The organism is Massilia agri (assembly GCF_024753255.1).
GTDB lineage: Bacteria > Pseudomonadota > Gammaproteobacteria > Burkholderiales > Burkholderiaceae_D > Telluria > Telluria agri.
In genome coordinates, this window is sequence record NZ_JANUHA010000002.1 from 73,272 (window position 1) to 95,209 (window position 21,938).

Here is a 21,938-nt window from a genome sequence, read left to right on the forward strand (position 1 = left end):
GCTCGTGTCCAAATGTCAGACCTGACACCGAGTTTGTGACAGACCTGACACCGAGTTTGTGACACCGAGTTTGGCAGCGCACATTTGCGCTACCACTTGCATCCCTTGTCGGTGATGGTGTCGATAGCCAGCGGAATCAGCAGAATCAGGTTCATTGAGGTGCCGCCGCTGTACTTCTTTGTGCAGGGCGGCCGCTTCGCCTTTTCGATGGCGCGGCCCAGATTGTTCTTCTCCGCTTCCAGCCGGCTCTCTGCGGCCCGCACCTGTTCGAAAGGTTCCGCGACATAATCCTTGCTGAGGCGGCCTGCATCGGCGCGCAGGGCGGCCATGTCGAGTTTCGGCGAAGGCGAAGGCGATGCCAAGGGCGCTGGCGCCTGCGCTTCCGGGGCCACCGCCTGCGCTTCGGCCGCTTCGGGTGCGGGAATGGCTTTCAGTATTGGCCGCGTTTCGGCAATGTCGGCGGAAGGGCGGCTGCGGCGCACGGGTCGCGGCGGGGCCGCGGGTGCCTGTACGGGCGCAGTGGCCGTCTTCGGTACCAGGATAACGCTCATGTACTCGACCGGGCCACTGTCCTCAGGCCTGGAACTGTTCGCATGGTGAAGCAGTGCGGCAACGAGGACGAGGTGAAGCAGGCCGATGAAGAGGCCGGTTGCAAGGCGTTGCGTCGTGTGAAACTGGGGCATCCGCTGACTGGGTACTTGTGGTCCCGTCGATTACACCATGGCGACCCGGCACGAACAATGTGGCCTGCATAAGCTGCCGGCCGGCGCTGGCGGTTTAAGTGAGGCGTAAGCTTGAGTTCGCTTCTGGCCCTGCCGGCTGTTGAGGCAGCACAAATGCCCGGCTGCGGCGCGCTCGACAATAGGCTTTTGCACGGAGGCCCCATGTCGAACTTCGATCACCTGCCGGACGATGCCACGCGCCTGAGCGCGGCCGACGTCCGCTCGCATTTCACGAATCTCTCCCGCGACCACTCCGTGATCGGCTGGCTCGGACGCTATGCCCTGGTCGTGCTGCTGATCGGCGGCGGCGTCGCGCTCGGCGGCCAGCTCGGGCCTGTGCTCTACCACCTCATGAATTGAATCGCCCCCGCGCCAGGCGCTACAAATGACAAGGGCCGGGAGTCCTTTCAGACTTCCCGGCCCTTGCTCCGCGGCGGATGAACCGCCAGCGGTGATACGGTATTACTGCAGCTTGATTTCGACGTCGACGCCAGCCGGCAGGTCCAGCTTCATCAGTGCGTCAACGGTCTTGTCGGTCGGATCAACGATGTCCATCAGGCGCTGGTGGGTGCGGATTTCGAACTGGTCGCGCGAGGTCTTGTTGACGTGCGGCGAACGCAGGACGTCGAAACGCTGGATGCGGGTCGGCAGCGGGACCGGGCCCTTGACAACCGCGCCGGTGCGCTTGGCGGTGTCGACGATTTCCAGAGCGGACTGGTCGATCAGCTTGTAGTCAAACGCTTTCAGGCGGATGCGGATTTTCTGGTTCGGAGCGGACATGCTATTTCCTTTAAAAGAACGTTCCGGCACGTAGCCGGCAATGTGTGAAAGGTGCTTCGGTACTGCTCAAGAGGCGGGAGTATATCACCGTTCCCTCTCATAAAGATGGGGACAGACCAAAAAGTCTGTCCCCATCGTTGGTTGGAAGAGACGCCCCCTGGAGCGCCCTTCCGATCTCGCTAACCGAAATTAGGCGATGATCTTTGCCACGACGCCGGCGCCGACGGTACGGCCGCCTTCGCGGATTGCGAAGCGCAGACCTTCTTCCATCGCGATCGGAGCGATCAGCTTGACGGTGATCGACACGTTGTCGCCTGGCATGACCATTTCTTTGTCAGCCGGCAGCACGATCGAACCGGTCACGTCAGTCGTACGGAAGTAGAACTGCGGACGGTAGTTGTTGAAGAACGGGGTGTGACGGCCGCCTTCGTCTTTCGACAGGACGTACACTTCGCCGGTGAAGTCGGTGTGCGGCTTGATCGAGCCCGGCTTGGCCAGGACCTGGCCACGCTGGACGTCTTCGCGCTTGGTACCGCGCAGCAGCAGGCCGACGTTGTCGCCAGCTTGACCCTGGTCCAGCAGCTTGCGGAACATTTCCACGCCGGTGCAGGTGGTCTTGACGGTGTCGACGATACCGACGATTTCGATTTCTTCGCCGACCTTGATGATGCCGCGCTCGACACGACCGGTCACCACGGTACCGCGGCCCGAGATCGAGAACACGTCTTCCACCGGCATCAGGAAGGCGCCGTCAACGGCACGTTCCGGGGTCGGGATGTACGAATCCAGCGCGTCAGCCAGTTGCATGATCGCGTCTTCGCCCAGCGGACCAGCCTGGCCTTCCAGCGCCATACGTGCCGAACCCTTGATGATCGGCAGGTCGTCGCCCGGGAACTCGTACTTCGACAGCAGTTCGCGCACTTCCATTTCGACCAGTTCCAGCAGTTCTGCGTCGTCGACCAGGTCGCACTTGTTCAGGAACACGATGATGTACGGAACGCCAACCTGACGCGCCAGCAGGATGTGCTCGCGGGTCTGCGGCATCGGGCCGTCAGCGGCCGAGCACACCAGGATCGCGCCGTCCATCTGCGCAGCACCGGTAATCATGTTCTTGATGTAGTCGGCGTGGCCTGGGCAGTCAACGTGGGCGTAGTGACGGTTTGCGGTTTCGTACTCGACGTGCGCGGTGTTGATGGTGATGCCGCGTGCTTTTTCCTCCGGAGCCGCGTCGATCTGGTCGTAGGCCTTGGCTTCGCCGCCGAACTTCTTCGACAGAACGGTTGCGATTGCAGCCGTCAGGGTGGTTTTGCCGTGGTCAACGTGACCGATGGTGCCGACGTTGACGTGCGGCTTGGTCCGTTCGAATTTTTCCTTTGCCATTTCCTATCTTCCTTTAAAAGAAACGTTTATTTGTTTTTAGCTTGCTTGGAGACGGGATCCACATGAATCCCGCCTCCGGTTGTTGTATTACTTGGCTTTCGCGGTGACGATAGCGTCGATCACGTGCTTCGGAGCTTCCGAATAGTGCTTGAACTCCATCGTGTAGGTCGCACGGCCCTGGGTCGCCGAACGCAGCGAGGTCGAGTAACCGAACATTTCCGACAGCGGGACTTCAGCCTTGATGATCTTGCCGCCGCCGCCCGGGATTTCGTCCATGCCCTGCACCATACCGCGGCGGGACGACAGGTCGCCCATCACGGTACCGGCGTAGTCTTCCGGCGTTTCCACTTCCACGGCCATCATCGGCTCGAGGATGACCGGATTCGCTTTACGGCAGCCTTCCTTGAACGCCATCGAGCCCGCCATGCGGAACGCGTTTTCGTTCGAGTCGACGTCGTGGTACGAACCGAAGGTCAGGGTGACTTTGACGTCAACGACCGGGTAGCCAGCCAGCACGCCGCTGGTCAGGGTTTCGCGCACACCCTTCTCGACTGCCGGGATGTATTCGCGAGGAACCACGCCGCCCTTGATGGCGTCGATGAATTCGAAGCCCTTGCCCGGCTCTTGCGGCTCGATCGACAGGACAGCGTGACCGTACTGGCCGCGACCACCCGACTGCTTGACGAACTTGCCTTCGACGTCGGTGACTGCCTTGCGGATGGTTTCGCGGTATGCAACCTGCGGCTTGCCGACGGTCGCTTCCACGTTGAACTCACGCTTCATGCGGTCAACGATAATTTCCAGGTGCAGCTCGCCCATACCACCGATGATGGTCTGGCCCGATTCTTCGTCGGTACGCACGCGGAACGACGGGTCTTCCTGAGCCAGACGGTTCAGTGCCAGGCCCATCTTTTCCTGGTCAGCCTTGGTCTTCGGCTCGACTGCCTGCTGGATGACCGGCTCCGGGAACACCATCTTTTCGAGGATGATCGGTGCCGACGGATCGCACAGGGTCTCGCCGGTGGTTGCTTCCTTCAGGCCGACTGCAGCGGCGATGTCGCCCGCGCGGACTTCCTTGATTTCTTCGCGCTGGTTGGCGTGCATCTGCAGAATACGACCCAGGCGTTCCTTCTTGCCCTTGATCGGGTTGTAGACGGTATCGCCCGAGTTGATGACGCCCGAGTACACGCGGAAGAAGATCAGCTGGCCGACGAACGGGTCGGTCATGATCTTGAATGCCAGCGCAGCGAACTTCTCGCTGTCGTCGGCCTTACGCGAGGTCGGCTGCTCGTCTTCGTCGGTACCTGCGACCGGCGGGATGTCCACTGGCGACGGCAGGTATTCGATGACCGCGTCCAGCATTGCCTGCACGCCCTTGTTCTTGAATGCGGTGCCGCACATCATCGGGACGATTTCGCCGGCGATGGTACGTTGGCGCAGCGCCTTCTTGATCTCGGCTTCCGACAGTTCGCCCTCTTCGAGGTACTTGTTCATCAGCTCTTCCGACGCTTCAGCGGCGGTTTCGACCAGCTTCTCGCGCCACTCGTTGCAGGTGTCGAGCAGTTCGGCCGGCACGTCGACGTATTCGAACTTCATGCCCTGCGATGCGTCATCCCACAGGATGGCCTTCATCTTGACCAGGTCGACCACGCCCTTGAAGTTGTCTTCGGCGCCGATAGGCACTTGCAGCGGGATCGGGTTGGCCTTCAGGCGGGCGCGCATCTGCTCGTACACCTTGAAGAAGTTTGCACCGGTACGGTCCATCTTGTTGACGAAGGCCAGACGCGGAACCTTGTACTTGTTAGCCTGACGCCACACGGTTTCCGACTGCGGCTGCACGCCGCCGACTGCGCAGTAAACCATGCAGGCGCCGTCCAGCACGCGCATCGAACGCTCCACCTCGATGGTGAAGTCGACGTGGCCCGGGGTGTCGATGATGTTGAAGCGGTGCGGCTCGAAGTTGCTGGCCATACCTTTCCAGAAGCAGGTCGTCGCTGCCGAGGTAATGGTGATGCCGCGCTCTTGCTCTTGCTCCATCCAGTCCATGGTGGCGGCGCCGTCGTGCACTTCGCCCAGCTTGTGGTTCACACCCGTGTAGAACAGGATGCGCTCGGTGGTCGTCGTTTTACCGGCGTCGATGTGAGCGGAAATACCGATATTGCGGTAGCGCTCAATGGGGGTAGTGCGTGCCATAATTTTTCCTAAATCTTTGAATGGACAAAACCGGGCAACATTTTGAGGATCAAAACGCGCCCGGCCTGAACAACGGATACTGCAGGCCGCACCACCCGGAGGGGTTTGGCCATGTGCTTAGAAGCGGAAGTGCGAGAACGCCTTGTTCGCTTCTGCCATGCGGTGGACTTCGTCACGACGCTTCATCGCGCCGCCGCGCATTTCTGCGGCTTCCATCAGTTCACCACCCAGGCGTTGCGGCATGGATTTTTCGCTGCGCTTGTTTGCGGCTTCGCGCAACCAACGCATGGACAGCGCCATACGACGAACCGGACGAACTTCCACTGGCACCTGGTAGTTGGCGCCGCCGACACGGCGGGACTTGACTTCCACCAGCGGCTTAGCGTTGTTGATCGCGGTCGTGAACACTTCCAGCGGGTCTTTGCCCGATTTGGACTGGATGTATTCGAACGCACCGTAGATGATGTTTTCAGCGACCGATTTTTTACCGGACAGCATCAGAACGTTGACGAACTTGGCGACATCGGTGTTGCCGAATTTCGGATCCGGCAGGATTTCGCGCTTAGGTACTTCACGACGACGTGGCATTTCAATTCCTTCCTATCTTCAGTTGAGTGCGGGATCCGCACTCGCGAAAGACCCTCATGATCTTTCACTTACTCGGCCTTCCGGCCGGCTCAACTTAACTTTTTAATGTGACCTGTCTGTGACAGGGCAGGATTACTTCTTGGCGCCAGCTTTGGCGCGCTTCGCACCGTACTTCGAGCGAGCCTGCTTACGGTCTTTCACGCCCTGGGTATCCAGCGCGCCGCGGACCATGTGGTAACGCACACCCGGCAAGTCTTTCACACGGCCGCCGCGGATCAGGACGACGCTGTGCTCTTGCAGGTTGTGGCCTTCACCGCCGATGTACGAAATGACTTCGAAACCGTTGGTCAGGCGAACTTTAGCGACCTTACGCAGTGCCGAGTTCGGCTTCTTCGGGGTCGTGGTGTAGACACGGGTGCAGACACCGCGCTTTTGCGGGCAGTTTTCCAGTGCCGGCGACTTGCTCTTCACAACCGCGGCTTCACGCGGCTTGCGAATCAGTTGATTGATGGTTGGCATCGTTCAAAAATCCAACAAAATTACTACGTTGATGACCCGGGCCGATGTTGCGCTGGCCCGGGGACTGAAACCTAGTCCCGGCATCTGGTCACAGCAGAGGCGACGAAAGCCACTCACCGAAGGAGCGGCTGCAAGTGCGTATACCATGTGCAGAATAAATCGAGAACTCGCGAGTATAGACCCGATAAGGGCGAGGGTCAACCGCTTTGCCGCCTCGTCAAGCCCTTATTCGGGGTCGGCGGCGGTAAACCGGCGGTTTACCGTGGTGGATGTGGCAAGCTTGCTACAAACCGTGGGGCAGGAAGCCTTGGCAAGCTCTGCAAAACTTCGCATTTCCGGCGATAAAGACGGGATAATAGCCGATTTCCCGCTTTCATCGCTCCATGTCCCGACTGCCGCATCCCCTGCTGCGCCCCGCCAATCTGTACCTGCTGCTGAGCTATGTCCTGCTCTCCTGCATGCCGCTGGCCGCGCCGCTGATGGGCGTGCCGGGCGGCGACCCGTGGCAGCTGCTGGGCGCCGGCGTGTTCGCCTGGATCGCCGTCTGGGCCGTGTTCAAGCGTCCGGCCTGCTTCCACTGGGCCCTGCTGCCGGCCTTCCTCGCCCTGCCAACAGAACTCTACCTTCTTACCTATTACGGGCAGGGCATCTCGACCCACCACCTGGGCGTCATCGCCGAGACCAGCCCCAGCGAGGCGCTGGAATTCCTGGGTGCGAAAGCCTGGCTGCTGGGCGTCGTCCTCATCGGCGTGCTGCTGTGGTTCGGGTCGACCTGGGCGGTGGCCTGGCGCACCCGGGCGCTGGACTGGAACGACCGCTCGCGCTGGATCGTGCTGGCCGTGCTGGCGCTGGCGCTGGCGGTGCTGGGCGCCCAGCGCTTCACTCGCTCCGTACCGGCCTGGGCCAGGCTGCCGGTCGAGACCAGTGTGTTCGCACGCTCCTGGCCCTTCGGCCTCACCGCGCGCGGCATCGACTTCTATAAAGAGCGCGTGTATCTCACGGAACTGAACCGGCGCAGCGCCGCCTTCCGCTTCGGCGCGAGCCAGGCGGGGCCGGAGCACGGACCGCAGCTTGTGGTGGTGGTCATCGGCGAATCCTCGCGCTACGACCGCTGGAGCCTGAACGGCTATGCGCGCGAGACCAATCCCCTGCTGGCGAAGGAAGAAAACCTGGTCATGCTGAAGGACGTGATCACGCCGGTGTCGGCCACCCGCCTGTCGGTGCCGGTCATCATCTCGCGCAAGCCCGCGATGCAAAGCCTGAAAGACGGCTTCTCCGAAAAATCCTTCCTGTCGGCCTTCAAGGAAGCGGGCTTCAAGACCTTCTGGATCTCGAACCAGGTCTCCTTCGGCAAGTTCGACACGCCGGTCTCGGTGTTCGCCAAGGAGGCGGACGACGTCCAGTTCCTGAACCTGGGCGGTTTCTCGGACGCCTCCAACCACGACAGCGTGCTGCTCGAACCCCTGCGGCGCGCGATCGCCGACCCGGCGCAGAAGGTGCTGGTGGTGCTGCATACATTAGGAAGCCACTGGAACTACGGCCACCGCTATCCGAAGGAGTTCGACCGCTGGCTGCCTTCGCTGCAGTCGATCGCGAAACCGGATTACACCGACACCCGGATCGAGCCGCAGATGAACAACAGCTACGACAGCGCCATTTTGTACACGGACTGGTTCCTGTCGAACGCGATCGGGCTCTTGAAGGAGAGCAGCCTGCCGTCCTCGCTGTTATATGTGGCCGACCATGGCCAGACCTTGTACGACAAGTCGTGCAGGATCGCCTTCCACGGCCATAACACGCAGTACGAGTTCCACGTGCCGGCCTTCGTCTGGTATTCGGACGCCTACCGCGAACGCTTTCCGGCCAAGGTGGAGCAGCTGCGCAAGCACCGCAAGGCCAGGCTCTCGACCGAGAACATGTTCCACACCGTGCTGGACATGGCCGACATCCGCTATCCCGGCGAGCGGCTCGAGTGGAGCTTCGTGAACCCGGCCCTCAAGCGCCACAAGCGCTACGTCGACAGCTGGGGCTGGACGGATTATGACGATGCGACCATGAAGGGCGATTGCCGCGAGGTGATCGCGAAGGGCAAGCCCCTGCCGCGCCGCTAGGCCGCCCCTTCCCCGCCGGATGCCTGGCGCAGCAGGGCCGCGCGCAGCGCCCGGCCCGCCGGTCCGAGCGGCGCGTCGAGCCGGTGGGCGATATAGGCCTCCGAACGCAGTCCACCGGCGCGGCCGAGTCCCTGCGCCTTGATGCGCACCAGGCGCCCGGCAAGCAGGTCCTGCTCGACCAGCCAGGCCGGCAGCCTTCCCCATCCCAGGCCGGCGACGATCAGGGCGTGCTTGGCGTCCTGGGTATTCACCCGGCAGGTCTGGGGCGAGAGCACGCCGAAACTGCGTCCTTCCGACAGCGGCGTCGGATCGGCCAGCACGATTTGCAGATGGTCGGCGAGCTCCGGCAGGCCAATGGCTTCCTGCGCGCGCGCGGCCAGCGGATGGTGCGGCGCGACCACGGCCAGCTGTTCGACGGTGCGGATGCCCTCCAGCGCGATGCGCGGGTCGCGGAAGTCTTCGCCGACCAGGATCGCCAGCGTGCTGCGCTCCTCCAGCAGGGCGCGCAGCGGCCCACCCAGTGCTTCGATGGCCAGCCCGATGCCGACCGTCGGAAAGGCGGCGCGCACCTCGGCCAGGGCCGCGCCCACATGGGCGATGGGGAACAGGGTATCGACGGTGAGCGACAGCGCGAGTTCGACACCCTCGCCCATGCCGCGCGCACGGGCCCGCATGGCGTCCACCCTGAGCAGGATGTCGCGCGCGTTCTCGAGCAGCGCCTGGCCCTCGGGCGTCAGCACCGGCCGGTGTCCGGAGCGGTCGAACAGGCTGACGCCGAGTTCGCCCTCCAGGTTGGCGATCGCATGGCTGATGGCGGACTGCACGCGCAGCAGGCGCGCGGCGCCGGCGCGGAAGCTTCCGCTGTCGGCTACCGTCACGAAGGTACGCAGCTGGTCGAGGGTCAGGACATCCAACATGATCTATCCAATCGATCAAACCTATCGACTTTATATCACTTCCGCAGAACAAACGTCTGCCTTAGCCTTGCCCTCACAAGCAAGCAAGGAAAGGAGCAGCGATGACGAAGCTATTGGTTCTGTATTACTCCTCGTACGGCCATATCGAAACCATGGCCCATGCGCTCGCCGCGGGCGCGCGCGAAGCCGGCGCCAGCGCCCACGTCAAGCGGGTGCCGGAACTGGTCCCTGACCAGGTCGCGCAGAAGGCGGGCTACAAGCGCGCGCAGGAGGCGCCGGTCGCGACGGTGGCCGAGCTGGCCGACTATGACGCGATCGTGATCGGCACGCCCACCCGCTTCGGCAATATGGCCGCGCAGATGAAGAATTTCCTCGACCAGTGCGGCGGCCTGTGGGCCAGGGATGCCCTGGTCGGCAGGGTCGGCAGCGTGTTCACATCGACCGGCAGCCAGCACGGCGGCCAGGAAAGCACCATCCTGTCGGTCCATACCGTGATGCTGCACCTCGGCATGGTCATCGTCGGCCTGCCCTATACCTTCAAGGGCCAGAACCGGATGGACGAGATCACGGGCTGCTCGCCCTATGGCGCCTCGACCCTGGCGGACGACGGCGAAGGAGGCGACCGCCAGCCGAGCGCCAACGAGCTCGAAGGCGCGCGCTTCCAGGGCCGCCACGTGGCCGGCATCGCGCGCGCCCTGGCGGCGGCGCGCCATCGGGACACGGCATGAGGGCGGATACGGCGCGCACGGATGCCCATTCCGGCGCCGGATGGGGGGCCGTGGCCCTGGTGGTCGCGGCCGGCATCGTCACGGCCTTCCAGGCCGGCAAGGCGGCGATCGCAACGCCCTGGCTGCTGGCGGACATGGGCCTGGACCTGTCGGCCGCGGGATGGTTGACCGGCATCTTCGCGCTGCTCGGCATCCTCGGCGGCATCCCCGCCGGCGCACTCGTCGCGCGCGTCGGCGACCGCCCGGTCCTGCTGGCCGGCCTGGCGGCCGCGCTGCTGGGCGCGGTGCTTGGCGCGCTCGCGCCCGACTATGCGGTGCTGCTCGGCGCGCGCATCCTGGAAGGCCTCGGTTTTCTCTTCATCACGGTCGCCGGTCCCGCCATCCTCGAGCGGGCCGTGCTGCCGGCACGGCGCGAATTCGCCTTCGGCCTGTGGAGCTGCTTCATGCCGGCCGGGCTGGCCCTGGCCATGGGCGTGGGCCCGCAATACGGCGACTGGCGCAATCTGTGGTGGGCCAGCGCCGGGCTCGCGGCGGCGGTGCTGGCCGCGGCCGCCCTGCTGCCGCCGGCGCCGGCGCGCGCATCGCTTCCCATGCGCAGCATCGGCGGCGACGCCCTTTCCGTGCTGGGGAACCGGCGGGCAGTGCTGCTGGCGCTCTGTTTTGCCCTGTACAGCCTGATGTTCTTTGCGCTGTTCGGCTTCCTGCCGGTCCTGCTGGTCGAGCGCATGGGCGTCGACGGGCAGGCGGCCGGCCTGCTGGCAGCCCTGGCCGCCGCCGCCAACATCATCGGCAACCTGGCGGCCGGCCGGCTCCTGGCGCGCGGTGCGCAGCGCTTCGTCCTGCTGGCCGCAGCCTGCCTGGCCATGGGACTGGCCGCGCCCGGCATCTACCTGCAATGGTTCGGCGCACTGCCCACGCTCCTGCTGTGCATCCTGTTCTCGGCCGTCGGCGGCCTGGTCCCGGCCACCCTGATCTCGTCGGCGCCCCTGCTGGCGCGCGAGGCCGGCCTGGCGCCTGTCGTGCTGGGACTGCTCATGCAGGGGAGCGCCTTGGGCCAGGTGCTCGGGCCCATATTCGTGGGCGGCGCCATCCAGGCCCACGGCTGGCAGGCGGCCGCCTGGATCGTCCTGGCATCGGCCCTGGCGGCGGCCGGCGCCGCCTCGGCCCTGCGTGCGGGCGGCGCGCGCGCCGCTCAATGATATTCCGGTACAGGCTCGGCGAGGTGGCCATGCAGCCAGCGCGCCACCTCCGCCGCCCGGCCCTCGATTTCCGGGCCGAAGCCCTGGGTGGCCAGCAGCGCGATGCCGTTCGGCTCGCGCAGCACGCCCGGTTTCAAGGCCGGCGCGCCGCTGCTCGTATCGATGCGGAAGGGTTCGAGCTTGCCGGCCAGGATGCGCGCCAGCACCAGGTTGTGCGAGGACACCAGCACCAGGTCGCGTGCCGCCAGGCTTTCCAGCACCGCGCTCGCCGCCGAGACCGACTCCAGGTGGTTGGTGCCGCGGAAGACTTCGTCGATCAGGCACACGCCCGCCGCTTCGGCGTCCAGCAGCTCACGCGCACGGCGCAATTCGGACATATACAGGCTCTCGCCGCCCAGCAGCGAATCCTCGTTCTGCATGCTGGCGCGCACCGGTACTGCCGGCAGGACCGCCCGCCTGGCGTAGCAGAAGCCGAAGGCGCGCGCGACCACCAGGTTCAGGCCCACCATGCGCAGGAAGGTGCTCTTGCCCGAGGCGTTCTGGCCCGAGATGAAGGCGCCGCGTCCGTCCAGCGCCACCGACAGGGCGGCCGGCCTGTCCATCAGCGGATGCACGCCCTCCTCCAGCGCCAGGCTGCGCGGCGCGCCGCGCCCGGCCCAGCACCAGTGATCCAGGCCGCGCAGGTGGCGCGCCAGGGTGACGTCGGCTTCCAGCGTCGCGGCCTCCAGGTAGCGCGCGCGCAGGAAGTCGCGCGCCGCGTGCAGCGCCCCCATCGTCCGCCAGTAGCGCCGCACATTGTAGGCGGCGAACCAGTTGACATAGGACTCGGCGGCCGGGAAGGTGCGAAACAGCAGCGGCCGCGCGAGGCGTTCGTGCAGCCGCGCGTTCTGTGCACGCGTCGCGACGAAGGGTTCGAGGAGCGGTCCGCCGAGCGCCGCCAGCCTGCCGCTGGCCGCCAGCAGGGCCTGCACGCTGTTCAGGACCTGGTTCCAGGCTTCGACGCGGCGGTGGTACACGATCTGCAGCGCCATCAGGGGCGCCATGGCGGCCAGGGTCGCCATCCAGCCCAGCGGCTGCGTGAGGAGCACGCCCAGCGACAGGAGCAGGAACAGCGGCAGCAGCCAGGTGAAGCGCGCCCAGCCTGGCACGCACGGCGCATCGCCTTCGAACAGCAGGCCGGCGACTTCGGTCTCGGCATGGCGCAGCGGACGCAGGGCGCTTATCACCGCGTCGGCACGGGGCGTATCGTCCAGCAGGCCGCGCAGGCGTCCGGCGAGGGCGGCGCATTCATCGTCGTCCAGGCCTGCGCGCAGGCGGCGGTGCAGGAGCTGGCGGCCGAAGATGCTGGTCTGCTGCGTCAGCGTTTCTTCATAGGGTTCGAGCAGCAGGTCCTGCCAGGTCTGGCCATCGAGCGCGGTGCGGCTGTCCAGCGTGACGCGGTGCAGGCGGCCGATTTCCTCCGGTGTGAAGAAGGTGTTGGGAGGCTCGCGCTGCGCCTCGGGCTTGAAGAAATCTGCAAGGGGGCGAAACAGGTCGGACAATAAAGATCGAATCATGCCGCGATCCTAGCAGCGCATCCGGCCCGCAAATCTCAAGCATTGTCACCGACGCCGGCCGCCATACGGATGAAGGCGTCCTGGTACTCGACCGCGGCGTCGTCCGCGCGCCTGCCGAGGAAGATGCTCTTCGGGATACCGTTCTGGCCGAGGCGCACCGGCACGACCGGCATCCTCAAAGCGTACTCCTCGACCAGCCAGCGCGGCAGCGCCGCCACGCCGCGTCCGCTGGCGACCATCTGCAGCAGGATGTCGGTGGTCTCGATGGTCTTGCGCTGGCGCGGCGCGCAGCCGGCCGGCAGGAAGAAGGCGTTGTAGATGTCGAGGCGGTCGATATCGACCGGATAGGTGATCAGGACTTCGTCCACCAGCTCACAGGGCTCGACATAGTCCCGCCCGGCGAGCGGATGGCTCTGCGCGACCACCAGCACCTGCTCGTAGTCGAACACCGGCGCCCAGGCCAGGCCCGCCTTGTGCACCGGGTCGGGCGTCACCAGCACGTCGATCTCCCACTCCTCCAGCGCCTTGATGCCGCCGAACTGGAAGCGCTGCTTGACGTCCACGTCGACGTCCGGCCAGGCCGCGAGATAAGGCGCGACGACCTTCAGCAGCCACTGGTAGCAGGGCGCGCACTCCATCCCGATGCGCAGGGTGCCGCGCTGCCCTTGCGCATACTGCGCCATCAGGCGCTCGGCGTGCTCGAGCTGGGGCAGCAGGCGCCCGCCCAAAGCCAGCAAATAGAGGCCGGCCGGGGTCGGGCGCAGGCTGCGGCCGTCGCGGATCCAGACGTCGACGCCGAGCTGCCCTTCCAGCTTGCGGATCGCGTGGCTCAGCGCGGACTGGGTCAGGTGCAGCGCCTCGGCGGCGGCCGTCAGCGAGCCGCGTTGCGCGACTTCGCGCAGGATCAGGAGGTGGATACGCTCGATCATGATGTATGAATAGAATCGATGGATACATGAAATCATATCAATTTTATTCATGGGTTGTCCGTCCTATCATGGCTTCGACATCAACAGGACCACTACCATGACCACCACGCACAACCTCGGCTTTCCCCGCATCGGCGCCTGGCGCGAACTGAAATTCGCCCTGGAGCGCTACTGGCAAGGCGCCGCCACCGCCGGCGAACTGGAAGCACAAGCTGCCGGCCTGCGCGCCCGACACTGGGCCGCGCAATCCGCGCTCGATTTCGCCCCCGTAGGCGACTTCTCCCTCTACGACCAGGTGCTCGATATGAGCTTCACCCTGGGGCACGTCCCGGCCAGGGCCCACAGCCATGGCGGCAGCCCCCTCGACCAGTACTTCCGCGTCGCGCGCGGCCGTGCGCCAGGCGACGCCGATTGCGGCTGCGTGCACGCCGGCGAGATGACCAAGTGGTTCGACACCAACTACCACTACATCGTCCCCGAGTTCGACGCCGCCACCACCTTCGCCCTCGACACCAGCCGCCTGCAGGCGCAGCTGCGCGAGGCTCAGGATCTAGGCGTACGCGCCAAGCCGGTCATCCTCGGCCCCCTCACCTACCTCTGGCTCGGCAAGTCGAAGGACGGCAGCGAGCGCCTGGCGCTGCTGCCCGCCCTCCTGAAGGTATATGCCGGGCTGCTCGACTGGCTTGCCAGCGAAGGCGTCGAGTGGGTGCAGGTCGACGAACCTGCCCTCGCGACAAGCCTCGATGCGCGCTGGCGCCAGGCCTGCCAGGACGCCTATGCCGCCCTGCAGGGCCACGGCCCGAAGCTGCTGCTGGCCACCTATTTCGGTCCCCTCGGCGAAAACCTGCCGCTGGCCTGCGGCCTGCCGGTCGCCGGCCTGCACCTGGACGCCATCAATGCCGGGCACGAAGTCGCAAGCGCCATCGCGCTGCTGGCGCCGCAGCAGATCCTGTCGCTCGGCGTCGTCGACGGCCGCAACATCTGGAAGACCGACCTGCACGCGACGCTGGCCTGGCTGGAGCCGGTGCAGCGGCAGTTGCAGGAACGCCTGTGGATCGCGCCATCGTGCTCGCTGCTGCACGTCCCCGTCGACCTGGAGCTCGAGACCGACCTGGCCCCGGAGATCCGTTCCTGGCTCGCCTTCGCAGTGCAGAAGCTCGAAGAACTGCGCCTGCTGGCCAGCGCCCTCGACCATGGCCGCGTCAAGGTGCAGGAAGCGCTGCTGGCCAATGCCGCCGCCGTCGACCGCCGCCGCGCGTCGAAACGCGTGCACCAGCCGGAGGTGGCGCGCGCCGTGGCCGCCATCACGCCGGAGATGGGACAGCGCAGCAGCCCGCACGCCCAGCGCCTGACGGAACAGGCGGCGGTCCTGAACCTGCCCAGCTATCCCACCACCACGATCGGCTCCTTCCCCCAGACGCTTGACATCCGCCAGGCGCGCCAGCGCCACAAGCGCGGCGAACTCGACGCCGCCGGCTACCGCGCCGCCATGCAGGCCGAGATCCGGCGCTGCGTGCGTGAGCAGGAAGCGCTGGGCCTGGACGTCCTCGTGCACGGCGAGGCCGAGCGCAACGACATGGTCGAATACTTCGGCGAGCAGCTCGAGGGCTATGCCTTCAGCGCCAACGGCTGGGTGCAATCCTACGGTTCGCGTTGCGTCAAGCCGCCCATCCTCTACGGCGACGTGCGCCGCCCGCGCCCGATGACCGTCGAATGGATCCGCTACGCCCAGTCGCTGACCGACAAGCCCATGAAAGGCATGCTCACCGGCCCGGTCACGATGCTGAACTGGTCCTTTGTCCGCGACGACCAGCCGCGCGCCGCCACCTGCCGCCAGCTGGCCCTCGCGATCCGCGACGAGGTGCAGGACCTGGAACGCGCCGGCGTGCGCATCATCCAGATCGACGAGGCCGCGCTGCGCGAAGGCTTGCCGCTGCGGCGCGAACGATGGGACGAGTATCTCGGCTGGGCGGTCGAGTCCTTCCGCATCGCCGCGAACGGCGTGCACGACGCGACGCAGATCCACACCCATATGTGCTACTCGGAGTTCAACGACATCATCGAGGCCATCGCCGCCATGGATGCCGACGTGATCACCATCGAGACCTCGCGCTCGGGCCTGGAGCTGCTGGACGCCTTCGACGGCTTCCGCTACCCGAACGGCATCGGCCCCGGCGTCTACGACATCCACTCGCCCAACACGCCGAGCCGCGAGCAGATCCTGGCGCTGATGCGCAAGGCGGCGGCGCGCATTCCACCCGCGCAGCTGTGGGTGAATCCGGACTGCGGCCTCAAGACGCGCCGCTGGGAAGAGGTGCTGCCGGCGCTGGAGAACATGGTGGCGGCGGCGCGCACCCTGCGCGAGGCGGCTTGAGCGGACTCAAGGCGCCGCGTCGCCTGCTTTCTCCGCGATCGGCCGTGCGTGGCGCACCAGCGCCACCAGCATCTTGCCCGGCTCCTCGTTGAACATCTCGCGCGCCGAGTGCTCGAACCAGACCAGCGCCTTCGAGGGCGCTTTTACCTTTTCGAACCATTCGGCCGCCAGGCTGGCCGACACGTTGTAGTCGTGGCGGCCGTTGAGCAGGATGAGCGGGCATTTAAGGTTCGCCACCTTGCTGAAATCTGTCGACACCGTCTCCACCAGCAGGCGTTCGGTCGAGATGTCGTTGGCCTTCCACATGGTGGCGAGGTCGGCGTCCGAATACTCGGGCGCCAGGCGGGCCGCGGCGCCTTCGTGATCGAAGTTGCGGCGCCCATGCACGGCGCCGCCGTAGTGCCCCAGCCATTTACGCTGCAGGAAGATGTCGGCCAGCCTGATCGGCCGTCCCGGCGCGGCATAGTCGCCGAGCGCTTCCAGCTCGCGCACCGCCTGGACATTGCCATCGCGGCGGGCGGCATCGAGCGCGAAGCGCAGGCCGCGCCGCTCGCCCTCGGGCCCGTTGGTGGCCTGCCCGGCGCCAATGTAGGCGTGCAGCCATTCCGGACGGCGCTGCGCCACCTCGAGTCCGAGCGTGCTGCCCCAGGAATGGCCGAGCACGAAGATGCGTTCCTTGCCGAACTCCCTGCGCAGCCAGGCGACCATCTCCACCGCATCCTCGACCATGCGCGCGCGCGTGATGGTCGGCGTCACCACGGCCGGGTCGTTGGCCGCATAGGTCTTGCCGGCGCCGCGCTGGTCCCACTGCACCACCGTGAAGTAATCCTCCCAGCCGCGCTGGAAGTACCAGCTGGTCGGCATGCTGACGTAGCCCGGCCCGCCGTGGATCATCAGGAGGATGGGATTGCGGCGGTCGACGCCGCGCACCGAGATCCACTGGTCGATGCCGCCGATGCGCACGGCCTGGGTCCGTTCGATGCCCTCGGGCGTGACGATGCGCCGCATGTCGGCGACGATCTTGACCGCTTCGGCGCGGCTCGCGGGTTTCTGTGCGTGGGCCGGGAGGAATGCGGCGCACAAGGCCAGGAAGCAGGCAAGACGGGGAAGTCGCATGGGAATCCTGAAGAATCGGTGAACGCCCCACGATACCGCAAGGCGTGCACATCGTCGACTGCCGGGTTCGCTGTCCGGCCTGTCCGGCCGACTGTCCGGGACCATATTGACGGACACTGCGGACACCGCGCACGGCAGCGCGATTCCAGCAAAATCAGGCACTTGCAATACTGGCACGGATCATGCATTGACACCCGCATCCAATGTTGTCAATGAGAAGCCATGATCCGCGATACCTCACAACAAGACGCCGTCCTCACCCCGGCGCCCGTCCACAAGATCAAGCGCCGCGCCCTGTGGGTGGGCGGCCTGGTGGCCATCGCCGCGGTCACCGCCGCCGTGCTCGGCGCCTGGAGCAGCAGCGAACACTCGGTCAACGAAGCGCGCCTGCGCATCGCCGAAGTCAGCCGCGGCACCCTGGTGCGCGACGCCTCGGTCAACGGCCGCATCGTGGCCGCCGTCAGCCCGACCCTGTACTCGACCGCCCCGGCCACCGTCAACCTGAAAGTCGCCGCCGGCGACACGGTGAAAAAGGGCGACGTGCTGGCCGTGCTGGAGTCGCCCGACCTCACCGATGAACTCAAGCGCGAAGTCTCGAGCTACGAGCAGCTGAAAGCCGAGGTGGCGCGCCAGCAGATCCTGTCGCGCAAGCAGAAGCTGCTGGCCCAGCGCGAAGCCGACACCGCCGAGATCGAGCGCCTGTCGGCCCAGCGCACCCTGGAGCGCTACGAGGGCGTGGCCCAGGTCGGCATCATCGCCAAGATCGACTACCAGAAGGCCAAGGACGCCCTGAACTCGGCCGAGATCCGCGCGCGCCACGCCACCCAGGCGGCCAACCTGGAAGGCGACGACGTGCAGCTGGCCCTGAAAACCAAGATCAACGAGCTGGAACGCCAGCGCCTGTCACTCGCCAACGCCCAGCGCCGCGTCGACGAACTCACCGTGCGCGCCCCGGTCGACGGCTTCATCGGCACCCTGAACGTCCAGAACCGCATGGTCGTCGCCGCCAATGCGCCCCTGATGACCCTGGTCGACCTGTCCAAGCTCGAGGTCGAGGTCGAGGTGCCGGAATCCTATGTGGCCGACATCGGCCTGGGGATGAACGCCGAGATCACCCTGCCTTCGGGCAAGGCCACCGGCAAGCTGTCGGCGCTCTCGCCCGAAGTCGTGCGCAACCAGGTGCTGGCGCGCGTGCGCTTCGACGGCGAGCAGCCCAAGGGCCTGCGCCAGAGCCAGCGCGTGACCGCGCGCCTGCTGATCGAAGAGCGCCCGAACGTCGTGATGCTGCCGCGCGGTCCTTTCGTCGAAAGCGAGGGCGGACGCTTCGCCTACAAGGTGGACAACGGCATCGCCGTGCGCACCCCGGTGCAGCTGGGCGCGACCAGCATTTCCGCCGTCGAGATCCTGTCGGGCCTGAAGCCGGGCGACAAGGTAGTCATCGCCGGCACCGATACCTTCAACAATGCCGCTCGCGTATCCATCAATCGCTGAACAACCTGAAAAGACAAACAAGGAGAAACCCATGCTGCGCATGACCAACCTGAGCAAGGTGTACCGCACCCACATGATCGAGACCCACGCGCTGCGCGGTTTCGAGATCGAAGTCAAGCAGGGCGAGTTCGTTACCGTCACCGGCCCTTCCGGTTCCGGCAAGACCAGCTTCCTGAACATCGCCGGCTTGCTGGAGGAATTCACCTCGGGCGAGTACGTCCTCGACGGCGTCAACGTGAAGGGCCTGGACGATGCGGCCCGCTCGCGCCTGCGCAACGAGAAGCTCGGTTTCATCTTCCAGGGTTTCAACCTGATCCCCGACCTGAACCTGTTCGACAACGTCGACGTCCCGCTGCGCTACCGCGGCTTCAATGCGAAGGAACGCAAGGAGCGCATCGAGGACGCGCTGTCGAAAGTCGGCCTGGCCTCGCGCATGAAGCACTTCCCGGCCGAGCTGTCCGGCGGCCAGCAGCAGCGCGTGGCGATCGCGCGCGCGCTGGCCGGCAGTCCGAAGCTGCTGCTGGCCGACGAACCGACCGGCAACCTCGATACCCAGATGGCGCGCGGCGTGATGGAGCTGCTGGAAGAGATCAACGCGGCCGGCACCACCATCCTGATGGTGACCCACGACCCGGAACTGGCCGTGCGCACCCACCGCAACGTGCACATCATCGACGGCCAGGTCTCGGACCTGGTGCGCAAGGGCCCGACCCTGGTCGACAAGGCCACGGCATAAGGAGCGGCGCGCCATGTTCTCCTACTACTTCAAGCTCGGCGTGCGCAGCCTGCGCCGCAACCCCGCGCTGACCGCGCTGATGGTGCTGACCCTGGCCATCGGCGTGGCCGCCAGCGTTTCCACGCTTACCATCCTGCACGTGATGTCGGGCGACCCGATTCCCGAGAAGAGCGACCGCCTGTTCGTGCCGCTCGTGGACAACGGCCAGCTGGAAGGCTGGGTGCCGAGCGACGGGCGCAACGACGACCAGCTGGGCTACATCGACGCCGCCAACTTCCTCAAGAGCGGCCAGGGCGAGCGCCGCACCGCCATGTACGGCGTGATGCGCCCGGTCGAGCCGCCGCGCACCGACATCCCGGCCTTCAACGCTTCCGGCATGGCGCCGACCCGCGACTTCTTCGCGATGTTCAACGTGCCTTTCCTGCACGGCCAGGCCTGGACCGAAGGCGACGACACCCGCGGCGCCGACGTGGTGGTGCTGGGGCGCGAGACCGCCGAGAAGCTGTTCGGTGACGCGAACCCGGTCGGCAAGCAGCTGCGCATCGGCGGCTTCCCCTATACCGTGGTCGGCGTGACCGATACCTGGGCGCCGGTGCCGCGCTACTACAAGCTGATCGGCGGCAGCCGCTTCGGCCAGGGCGAGGAATTCTTCATTCCCTTCTCGAACGCGCTGCGCCACGAGATGGGCCACAACGGCAGCATGAGCTGCAGCGCCAACCGCGACCCCGGCTTCGCCAACCTGCTGCTGTCCGAATGCACCTGGATCCAGTTCTGGTTCGAGACCAGGTCTGCTTCCGACCGCGCCGAGCTGCAGTCCTGGCTCGACAACTACGCCAACGACCAGCGCAAGCTGGGCCGCCTGAAGCGCAATGCGCCGAACGAACTGTACAACGTGATGGAATGGATGGAAGAGATGAAGGTCGTGGGCAACGACAGCAAGCTGCAGGCCTGGCTGGCGTTCGGCTTCCTGATCCTCTGCCTGGTGAACACCGTCGGCCTGCTGCTGGCGAAATTCTCGGTGCGCGCCTCCGAGATCGGCGTGCGCCGCGCCCTGGGCGCCTCGCGCGCCGACGTGTTCAAGCAGTTCCTGATCGAGACCGGCGTGGTCGGCCTGGTGGGCGGCGTGCTGGGCCTGGTGCTGGCCTTCGGCGCCCTGGCCCTGATCGGCATGCAGAGCCGCGGCATGGCGATCGTCGCGCGCATGGACTGGCAGATGCTGCTGCTGACCTTCGTCATGTCGGTGCTGGCGGCCCTCCTCGCCGGCCTGCTGCCGACCTGGCGCGCCTGCCAGGTGACGCCGGCCATCCAGCTCAAGTCGCAATGACGAACCATTGACAAGAACGAGAGACCATCATGGAAATCCGTCCCATCCTGTCCGCCCTGTTGCGGAACAAAACCGGCCCGATCCTGGTTGCGCTGCAGGTCGCGCTGAGCCTGGGCATCCTGGCCAACGCCCTGCACATCGTCGAAGAGCGGCGCGCCGTGGCGGCACGCCCTTCCGGCCTGGCCGACGAAGCCTCCACCTTCTATTTCCAGGTGCGCAACCTGAACACCGACGGCCCCGAGCAGATGCTGGCCACGATCCGGCGCGAGACCGAGGTCCTGCGCGCGGTGCCGGGCGTGGCCTCGGTGGCCCAGGTGTCGCAAATGCCGCTGTCGCGCAGCGGCAGCAACAACAGCGTCGCCGTCGACCAGCGCCAGGAGCGCGAAACCGCGATCGCCTCGCAGTACGTGTCCGGCGACTCCCTGGTCAAGACCTTCGGCCTGAAGCTGGTCGAGGGCCGCGACTTCCTTCCGGGCGAGATCGTCGAGGTCAACGAGAACGAACAGCGCGAGCTGCCCAAGCAGGTCATCGTCACCAAGGCCCTGGCCGAGAAGATGTGGCCCGGCGCTTCCACGGCGATCGGCAAGCAGGTCTGGTTCGGCACCGGCGACGACGCCCTGTCCTCGCAGGTCGTGGGCGTGGTCGAGCGTCTCCAGTCCGCCCATGGCGAGATGGGCGAACGGGCCGAATTCTCCACCATCGTCCCGGCGCGCGTGTATGGCCGCCCCGGCAATATGTATGCGATTCGCACCGAGCCCGGCCAGCGCGACCGCGTCATCAAGGAAGCGGAAGAGGCGCTGCGCAAGTCCTCCGCCACCCCGGTCATCATGCAGGCCAAGACGGTCGAGGACGACCGCAAGAACCGCTACCGCGCCGACATGGCCCTGTCGTGGATGCTGATCACGGTGAGCGTCCTGCTGCTGCTCATCACCAGCAGCGGCATCGTCGGCATGGCCAGCCTCTGGGTCACCCAGCGCCGCAAGCAGATCGGCGTGCGCCGCGCCCTGGGCGCCCGCAAGCTCGACATCCTGCGCTACTTCATCCTTGAGAACTTCATGATCACCAGCGCCGGCGTGTTCGGCGGCGTGCTGTTCGGCCTGAGCCTGAACCACCTCCTGGTGACGAAGCTCGAGATGGCGCGCCTGCCGGCGACTTACCTGGTGGGCGGTGCGGTGGTGTTCTGGGCGCTCGGCATCCTGGCCGCCTACGGCCCGGCATGGCGCGCGGCCAGCATTTCGCCGGCGACCGCAACCCGCAGTGCCTGATGTGTTTGCA

Annotated in this window: 19 protein-coding genes; 9 read left to right on the forward strand and 10 right to left on the reverse strand. The window is 65.9% G+C overall.

All coding sequences use genetic code 11. From position 1 onward, the window contains the following. Positions 1-89: 89 nt before the first annotated feature. Positions 90-683: a hypothetical protein gene (locus NX780_RS03425; RefSeq protein WP_258826459.1), complete on the reverse strand. Its 594-nt coding sequence runs from the start codon at positions 681-683 to the stop codon at positions 90-92. Positions 684-884: 201 nt separating this feature from the next. Here NX780_RS03425 and NX780_RS03430 point away from each other — a divergent pair, with 201 nt between their 5' ends. Continuing rightward, positions 885-1,082 carry a hypothetical protein gene (locus NX780_RS03430; RefSeq protein WP_258826460.1) on the forward strand — a complete coding sequence of 66 codons (198 nt, stop codon included), beginning with the start codon at positions 885-887 and terminating at the stop codon, positions 1,080-1,082. Between the two features lie 102 nt (positions 1,083-1,184). Here NX780_RS03430 and rpsJ read toward each other — a convergent pair whose 3' ends face one another. The 5 genes from rpsJ to rpsL form a co-directional block, all read right to left on the reverse strand. After that, the gene (gene rpsJ, locus NX780_RS03435) at positions 1,185-1,502 is read right to left on the reverse strand and encodes a 30S ribosomal protein S10 (protein ID WP_005663509.1); all 318 of its coding nucleotides are present in this window, start codon (positions 1,500-1,502) and stop codon (positions 1,185-1,187) included. A gap of 189 nt (positions 1,503-1,691) precedes the next feature. Then, on the reverse strand, positions 1,692-2,882 hold the full coding sequence (gene tuf / locus NX780_RS03440; protein WP_036209002.1) for an elongation factor Tu: 1,191 nt from the start codon (positions 2,880-2,882) through the stop codon (positions 1,692-1,694). Positions 2,883-2,969: 87 nt separating this feature from the next. Continuing rightward, on the reverse strand, positions 2,970-5,075 hold the full coding sequence (gene fusA, locus NX780_RS03445; RefSeq protein ID WP_258826461.1) for an elongation factor G: 2,106 nt from the start codon (positions 5,073-5,075) through the stop codon (positions 2,970-2,972). Positions 5,076-5,192: 117 nt separating this feature from the next. Continuing rightward, entirely contained in the window at positions 5,193-5,663 is a 471-nt protein-coding gene (gene rpsG, locus NX780_RS03450) for a 30S ribosomal protein S7 (RefSeq protein WP_231058255.1), read from the reverse strand. 132 nt (positions 5,664-5,795) lie between these two features. Further along, positions 5,796-6,182, reverse strand: coding sequence for a 30S ribosomal protein S12 (gene rpsL, locus NX780_RS03455; RefSeq protein WP_027867278.1), 387 nt, complete (start codon positions 6,180-6,182; stop codon positions 5,796-5,798). Positions 6,183-6,565: 383 nt separating this feature from the next. On the opposite strand from rpsL, the gene NX780_RS03460 reads away from it, so the two are divergent. Next, positions 6,566-8,293, forward strand: coding sequence for a phosphoethanolamine transferase (locus NX780_RS03460; protein WP_258826462.1), 1,728 nt, complete (start codon positions 6,566-6,568; stop codon positions 8,291-8,293). Here the strand turns inward: NX780_RS03460 and NX780_RS03465 are convergent. Then, entirely contained in the window at positions 8,290-9,210 is a 921-nt protein-coding gene (locus NX780_RS03465; RefSeq protein ID WP_258826463.1) for a LysR family transcriptional regulator, read from the reverse strand. The genes NX780_RS03460 and NX780_RS03465 overlap by 4 nt on opposite strands. A gap of 101 nt (positions 9,211-9,311) precedes the next feature. Here NX780_RS03465 and wrbA point away from each other — a divergent pair, with 101 nt between their 5' ends. Both wrbA and NX780_RS03475 read left to right on the forward strand, forming a co-directional pair. After that, positions 9,312-9,938, forward strand: coding sequence for an NAD(P)H:quinone oxidoreductase (wrbA, locus tag NX780_RS03470; protein ID WP_258826464.1), 627 nt, complete (start codon positions 9,312-9,314; stop codon positions 9,936-9,938). Next, positions 9,935-11,137 (forward strand): MFS transporter, encoded by a 1,203-nt coding sequence (locus tag NX780_RS03475; protein ID WP_258826465.1) that lies wholly within the window; start codon positions 9,935-9,937, stop codon positions 11,135-11,137. Before wrbA ends, NX780_RS03475 begins: the two co-directional genes overlap by 4 nt. On the opposite strand, the gene NX780_RS03480 is transcribed toward NX780_RS03475, so the two are convergent. Both NX780_RS03480 and NX780_RS03485 read right to left on the reverse strand, forming a co-directional pair. Continuing rightward, the gene (locus NX780_RS03480; protein WP_258826466.1) at positions 11,131-12,693 is read right to left on the reverse strand and encodes a MutS-related protein; all 1,563 of its coding nucleotides are present in this window, start codon (positions 12,691-12,693) and stop codon (positions 11,131-11,133) included. The genes NX780_RS03475 and NX780_RS03480 overlap by 7 nt on opposite strands. A 35-nt stretch (positions 12,694-12,728) precedes the next feature. Next, on the reverse strand, positions 12,729-13,622 hold the full coding sequence (locus tag NX780_RS03485) for a LysR family transcriptional regulator (protein WP_258826467.1): 894 nt from the start codon (positions 13,620-13,622) through the stop codon (positions 12,729-12,731). A 97-nt stretch (positions 13,623-13,719) separates the two neighbouring features. Between NX780_RS03485 and metE the strand changes: the two genes are divergently transcribed. Beyond that, a complete protein-coding gene (gene metE / locus NX780_RS03490) occupies positions 13,720-15,996 on the forward strand; it encodes a 5-methyltetrahydropteroyltriglutamate--homocysteine S-methyltransferase (protein WP_258826468.1) in 2,277 nt (758 codons plus the stop codon). A gap of 6 nt (positions 15,997-16,002) precedes the next feature. Here metE and NX780_RS03495 read toward each other — a convergent pair whose 3' ends face one another. Beyond that, a complete protein-coding gene (locus NX780_RS03495) occupies positions 16,003-17,112 on the reverse strand; it encodes an alpha/beta fold hydrolase (RefSeq protein WP_258826469.1) in 1,110 nt (369 codons plus the stop codon). Between the two features lie 222 nt (positions 17,113-17,334). Between NX780_RS03495 and NX780_RS03500 the strand changes: the two genes are divergently transcribed. The 4 genes from NX780_RS03500 to NX780_RS03515 are packed head-to-tail and all read left to right on the forward strand — an operon-like array spanning position 17,335 to position 21,928. Next, positions 17,335-18,603 carry an efflux RND transporter periplasmic adaptor subunit gene (locus NX780_RS03500; protein WP_258826470.1) on the forward strand — a complete coding sequence of 423 codons (1,269 nt, stop codon included), beginning with the start codon at positions 17,335-17,337 and terminating at the stop codon, positions 18,601-18,603. A gap of 31 nt (positions 18,604-18,634) precedes the next feature. Next, entirely contained in the window at positions 18,635-19,339 is a 705-nt protein-coding gene (locus NX780_RS03505; RefSeq protein ID WP_258826471.1) for an ABC transporter ATP-binding protein, read from the forward strand. Between the two features lie 13 nt (positions 19,340-19,352). Continuing rightward, complete coding sequence (locus tag NX780_RS03510) at positions 19,353-20,663, forward strand: ABC transporter permease (RefSeq protein WP_258826472.1); 1,311 nt, start codon at positions 19,353-19,355, stop codon at positions 20,661-20,663. Positions 20,664-20,692: 29 nt separating this feature from the next. Then, entirely contained in the window at positions 20,693-21,928 is a 1,236-nt protein-coding gene (locus tag NX780_RS03515; protein WP_258826473.1) for an ABC transporter permease, read from the forward strand. Positions 21,929-21,938: the final 10 nt, after the last annotated feature.

Coding starts and splice junctions, on each gene's coding strand:
- NX780_RS03425 (WP_258826459.1), bottom strand. CDS start 683: ATGCCCCAGTTTCACACGACGCAACGCCTTGCAACCGGCCTCTTCATC.
- NX780_RS03430 (WP_258826460.1), top strand. CDS start 885: ATGTCGAACTTCGATCACCTGCCGGACGATGCCACGCGCCTGAGCGCG.
- rpsJ (WP_005663509.1), bottom strand. CDS start 1,502: ATGTCCGCTCCGAACCAGAAAATCCGCATCCGCCTGAAAGCGTTTGAC.
- tuf (WP_036209002.1), bottom strand. CDS start 2,882: ATGGCAAAGGAAAAATTCGAACGGACCAAGCCGCACGTCAACGTCGGC.
- fusA (WP_258826461.1), bottom strand. CDS start 5,075: ATGGCACGCACTACCCCCATTGAGCGCTACCGCAATATCGGTATTTCC.
- rpsG (WP_231058255.1), bottom strand. CDS start 5,663: ATGCCACGTCGTCGTGAAGTACCTAAGCGCGAAATCCTGCCGGATCCG.
- rpsL (WP_027867278.1), bottom strand. CDS start 6,182: ATGCCAACCATCAATCAACTGATTCGCAAGCCGCGTGAAGCCGCGGTT.
- NX780_RS03460 (WP_258826462.1), top strand. CDS start 6,566: ATGTCCCGACTGCCGCATCCCCTGCTGCGCCCCGCCAATCTGTACCTG.
- NX780_RS03465 (WP_258826463.1), bottom strand. CDS start 9,210: ATGTTGGATGTCCTGACCCTCGACCAGCTGCGTACCTTCGTGACGGTA.
- wrbA (WP_258826464.1), top strand. CDS start 9,312: ATGACGAAGCTATTGGTTCTGTATTACTCCTCGTACGGCCATATCGAA.
- NX780_RS03475 (WP_258826465.1), top strand. CDS start 9,935: ATGAGGGCGGATACGGCGCGCACGGATGCCCATTCCGGCGCCGGATGG.
- NX780_RS03480 (WP_258826466.1), bottom strand. CDS start 12,693: ATGATTCGATCTTTATTGTCCGACCTGTTTCGCCCCCTTGCAGATTTC.
- NX780_RS03485 (WP_258826467.1), bottom strand. CDS start 13,622: ATGATCGAGCGTATCCACCTCCTGATCCTGCGCGAAGTCGCGCAACGC.
- metE (WP_258826468.1), top strand. CDS start 13,720: ATGACCACCACGCACAACCTCGGCTTTCCCCGCATCGGCGCCTGGCGC.
- NX780_RS03495 (WP_258826469.1), bottom strand. CDS start 17,112: ATGCGACTTCCCCGTCTTGCCTGCTTCCTGGCCTTGTGCGCCGCATTC.
- NX780_RS03500 (WP_258826470.1), top strand. CDS start 17,335: ATGATCCGCGATACCTCACAACAAGACGCCGTCCTCACCCCGGCGCCC.
- NX780_RS03505 (WP_258826471.1), top strand. CDS start 18,635: ATGCTGCGCATGACCAACCTGAGCAAGGTGTACCGCACCCACATGATC.
- NX780_RS03510 (WP_258826472.1), top strand. CDS start 19,353: ATGTTCTCCTACTACTTCAAGCTCGGCGTGCGCAGCCTGCGCCGCAAC.
- NX780_RS03515 (WP_258826473.1), top strand. CDS start 20,693: ATGGAAATCCGTCCCATCCTGTCCGCCCTGTTGCGGAACAAAACCGGC.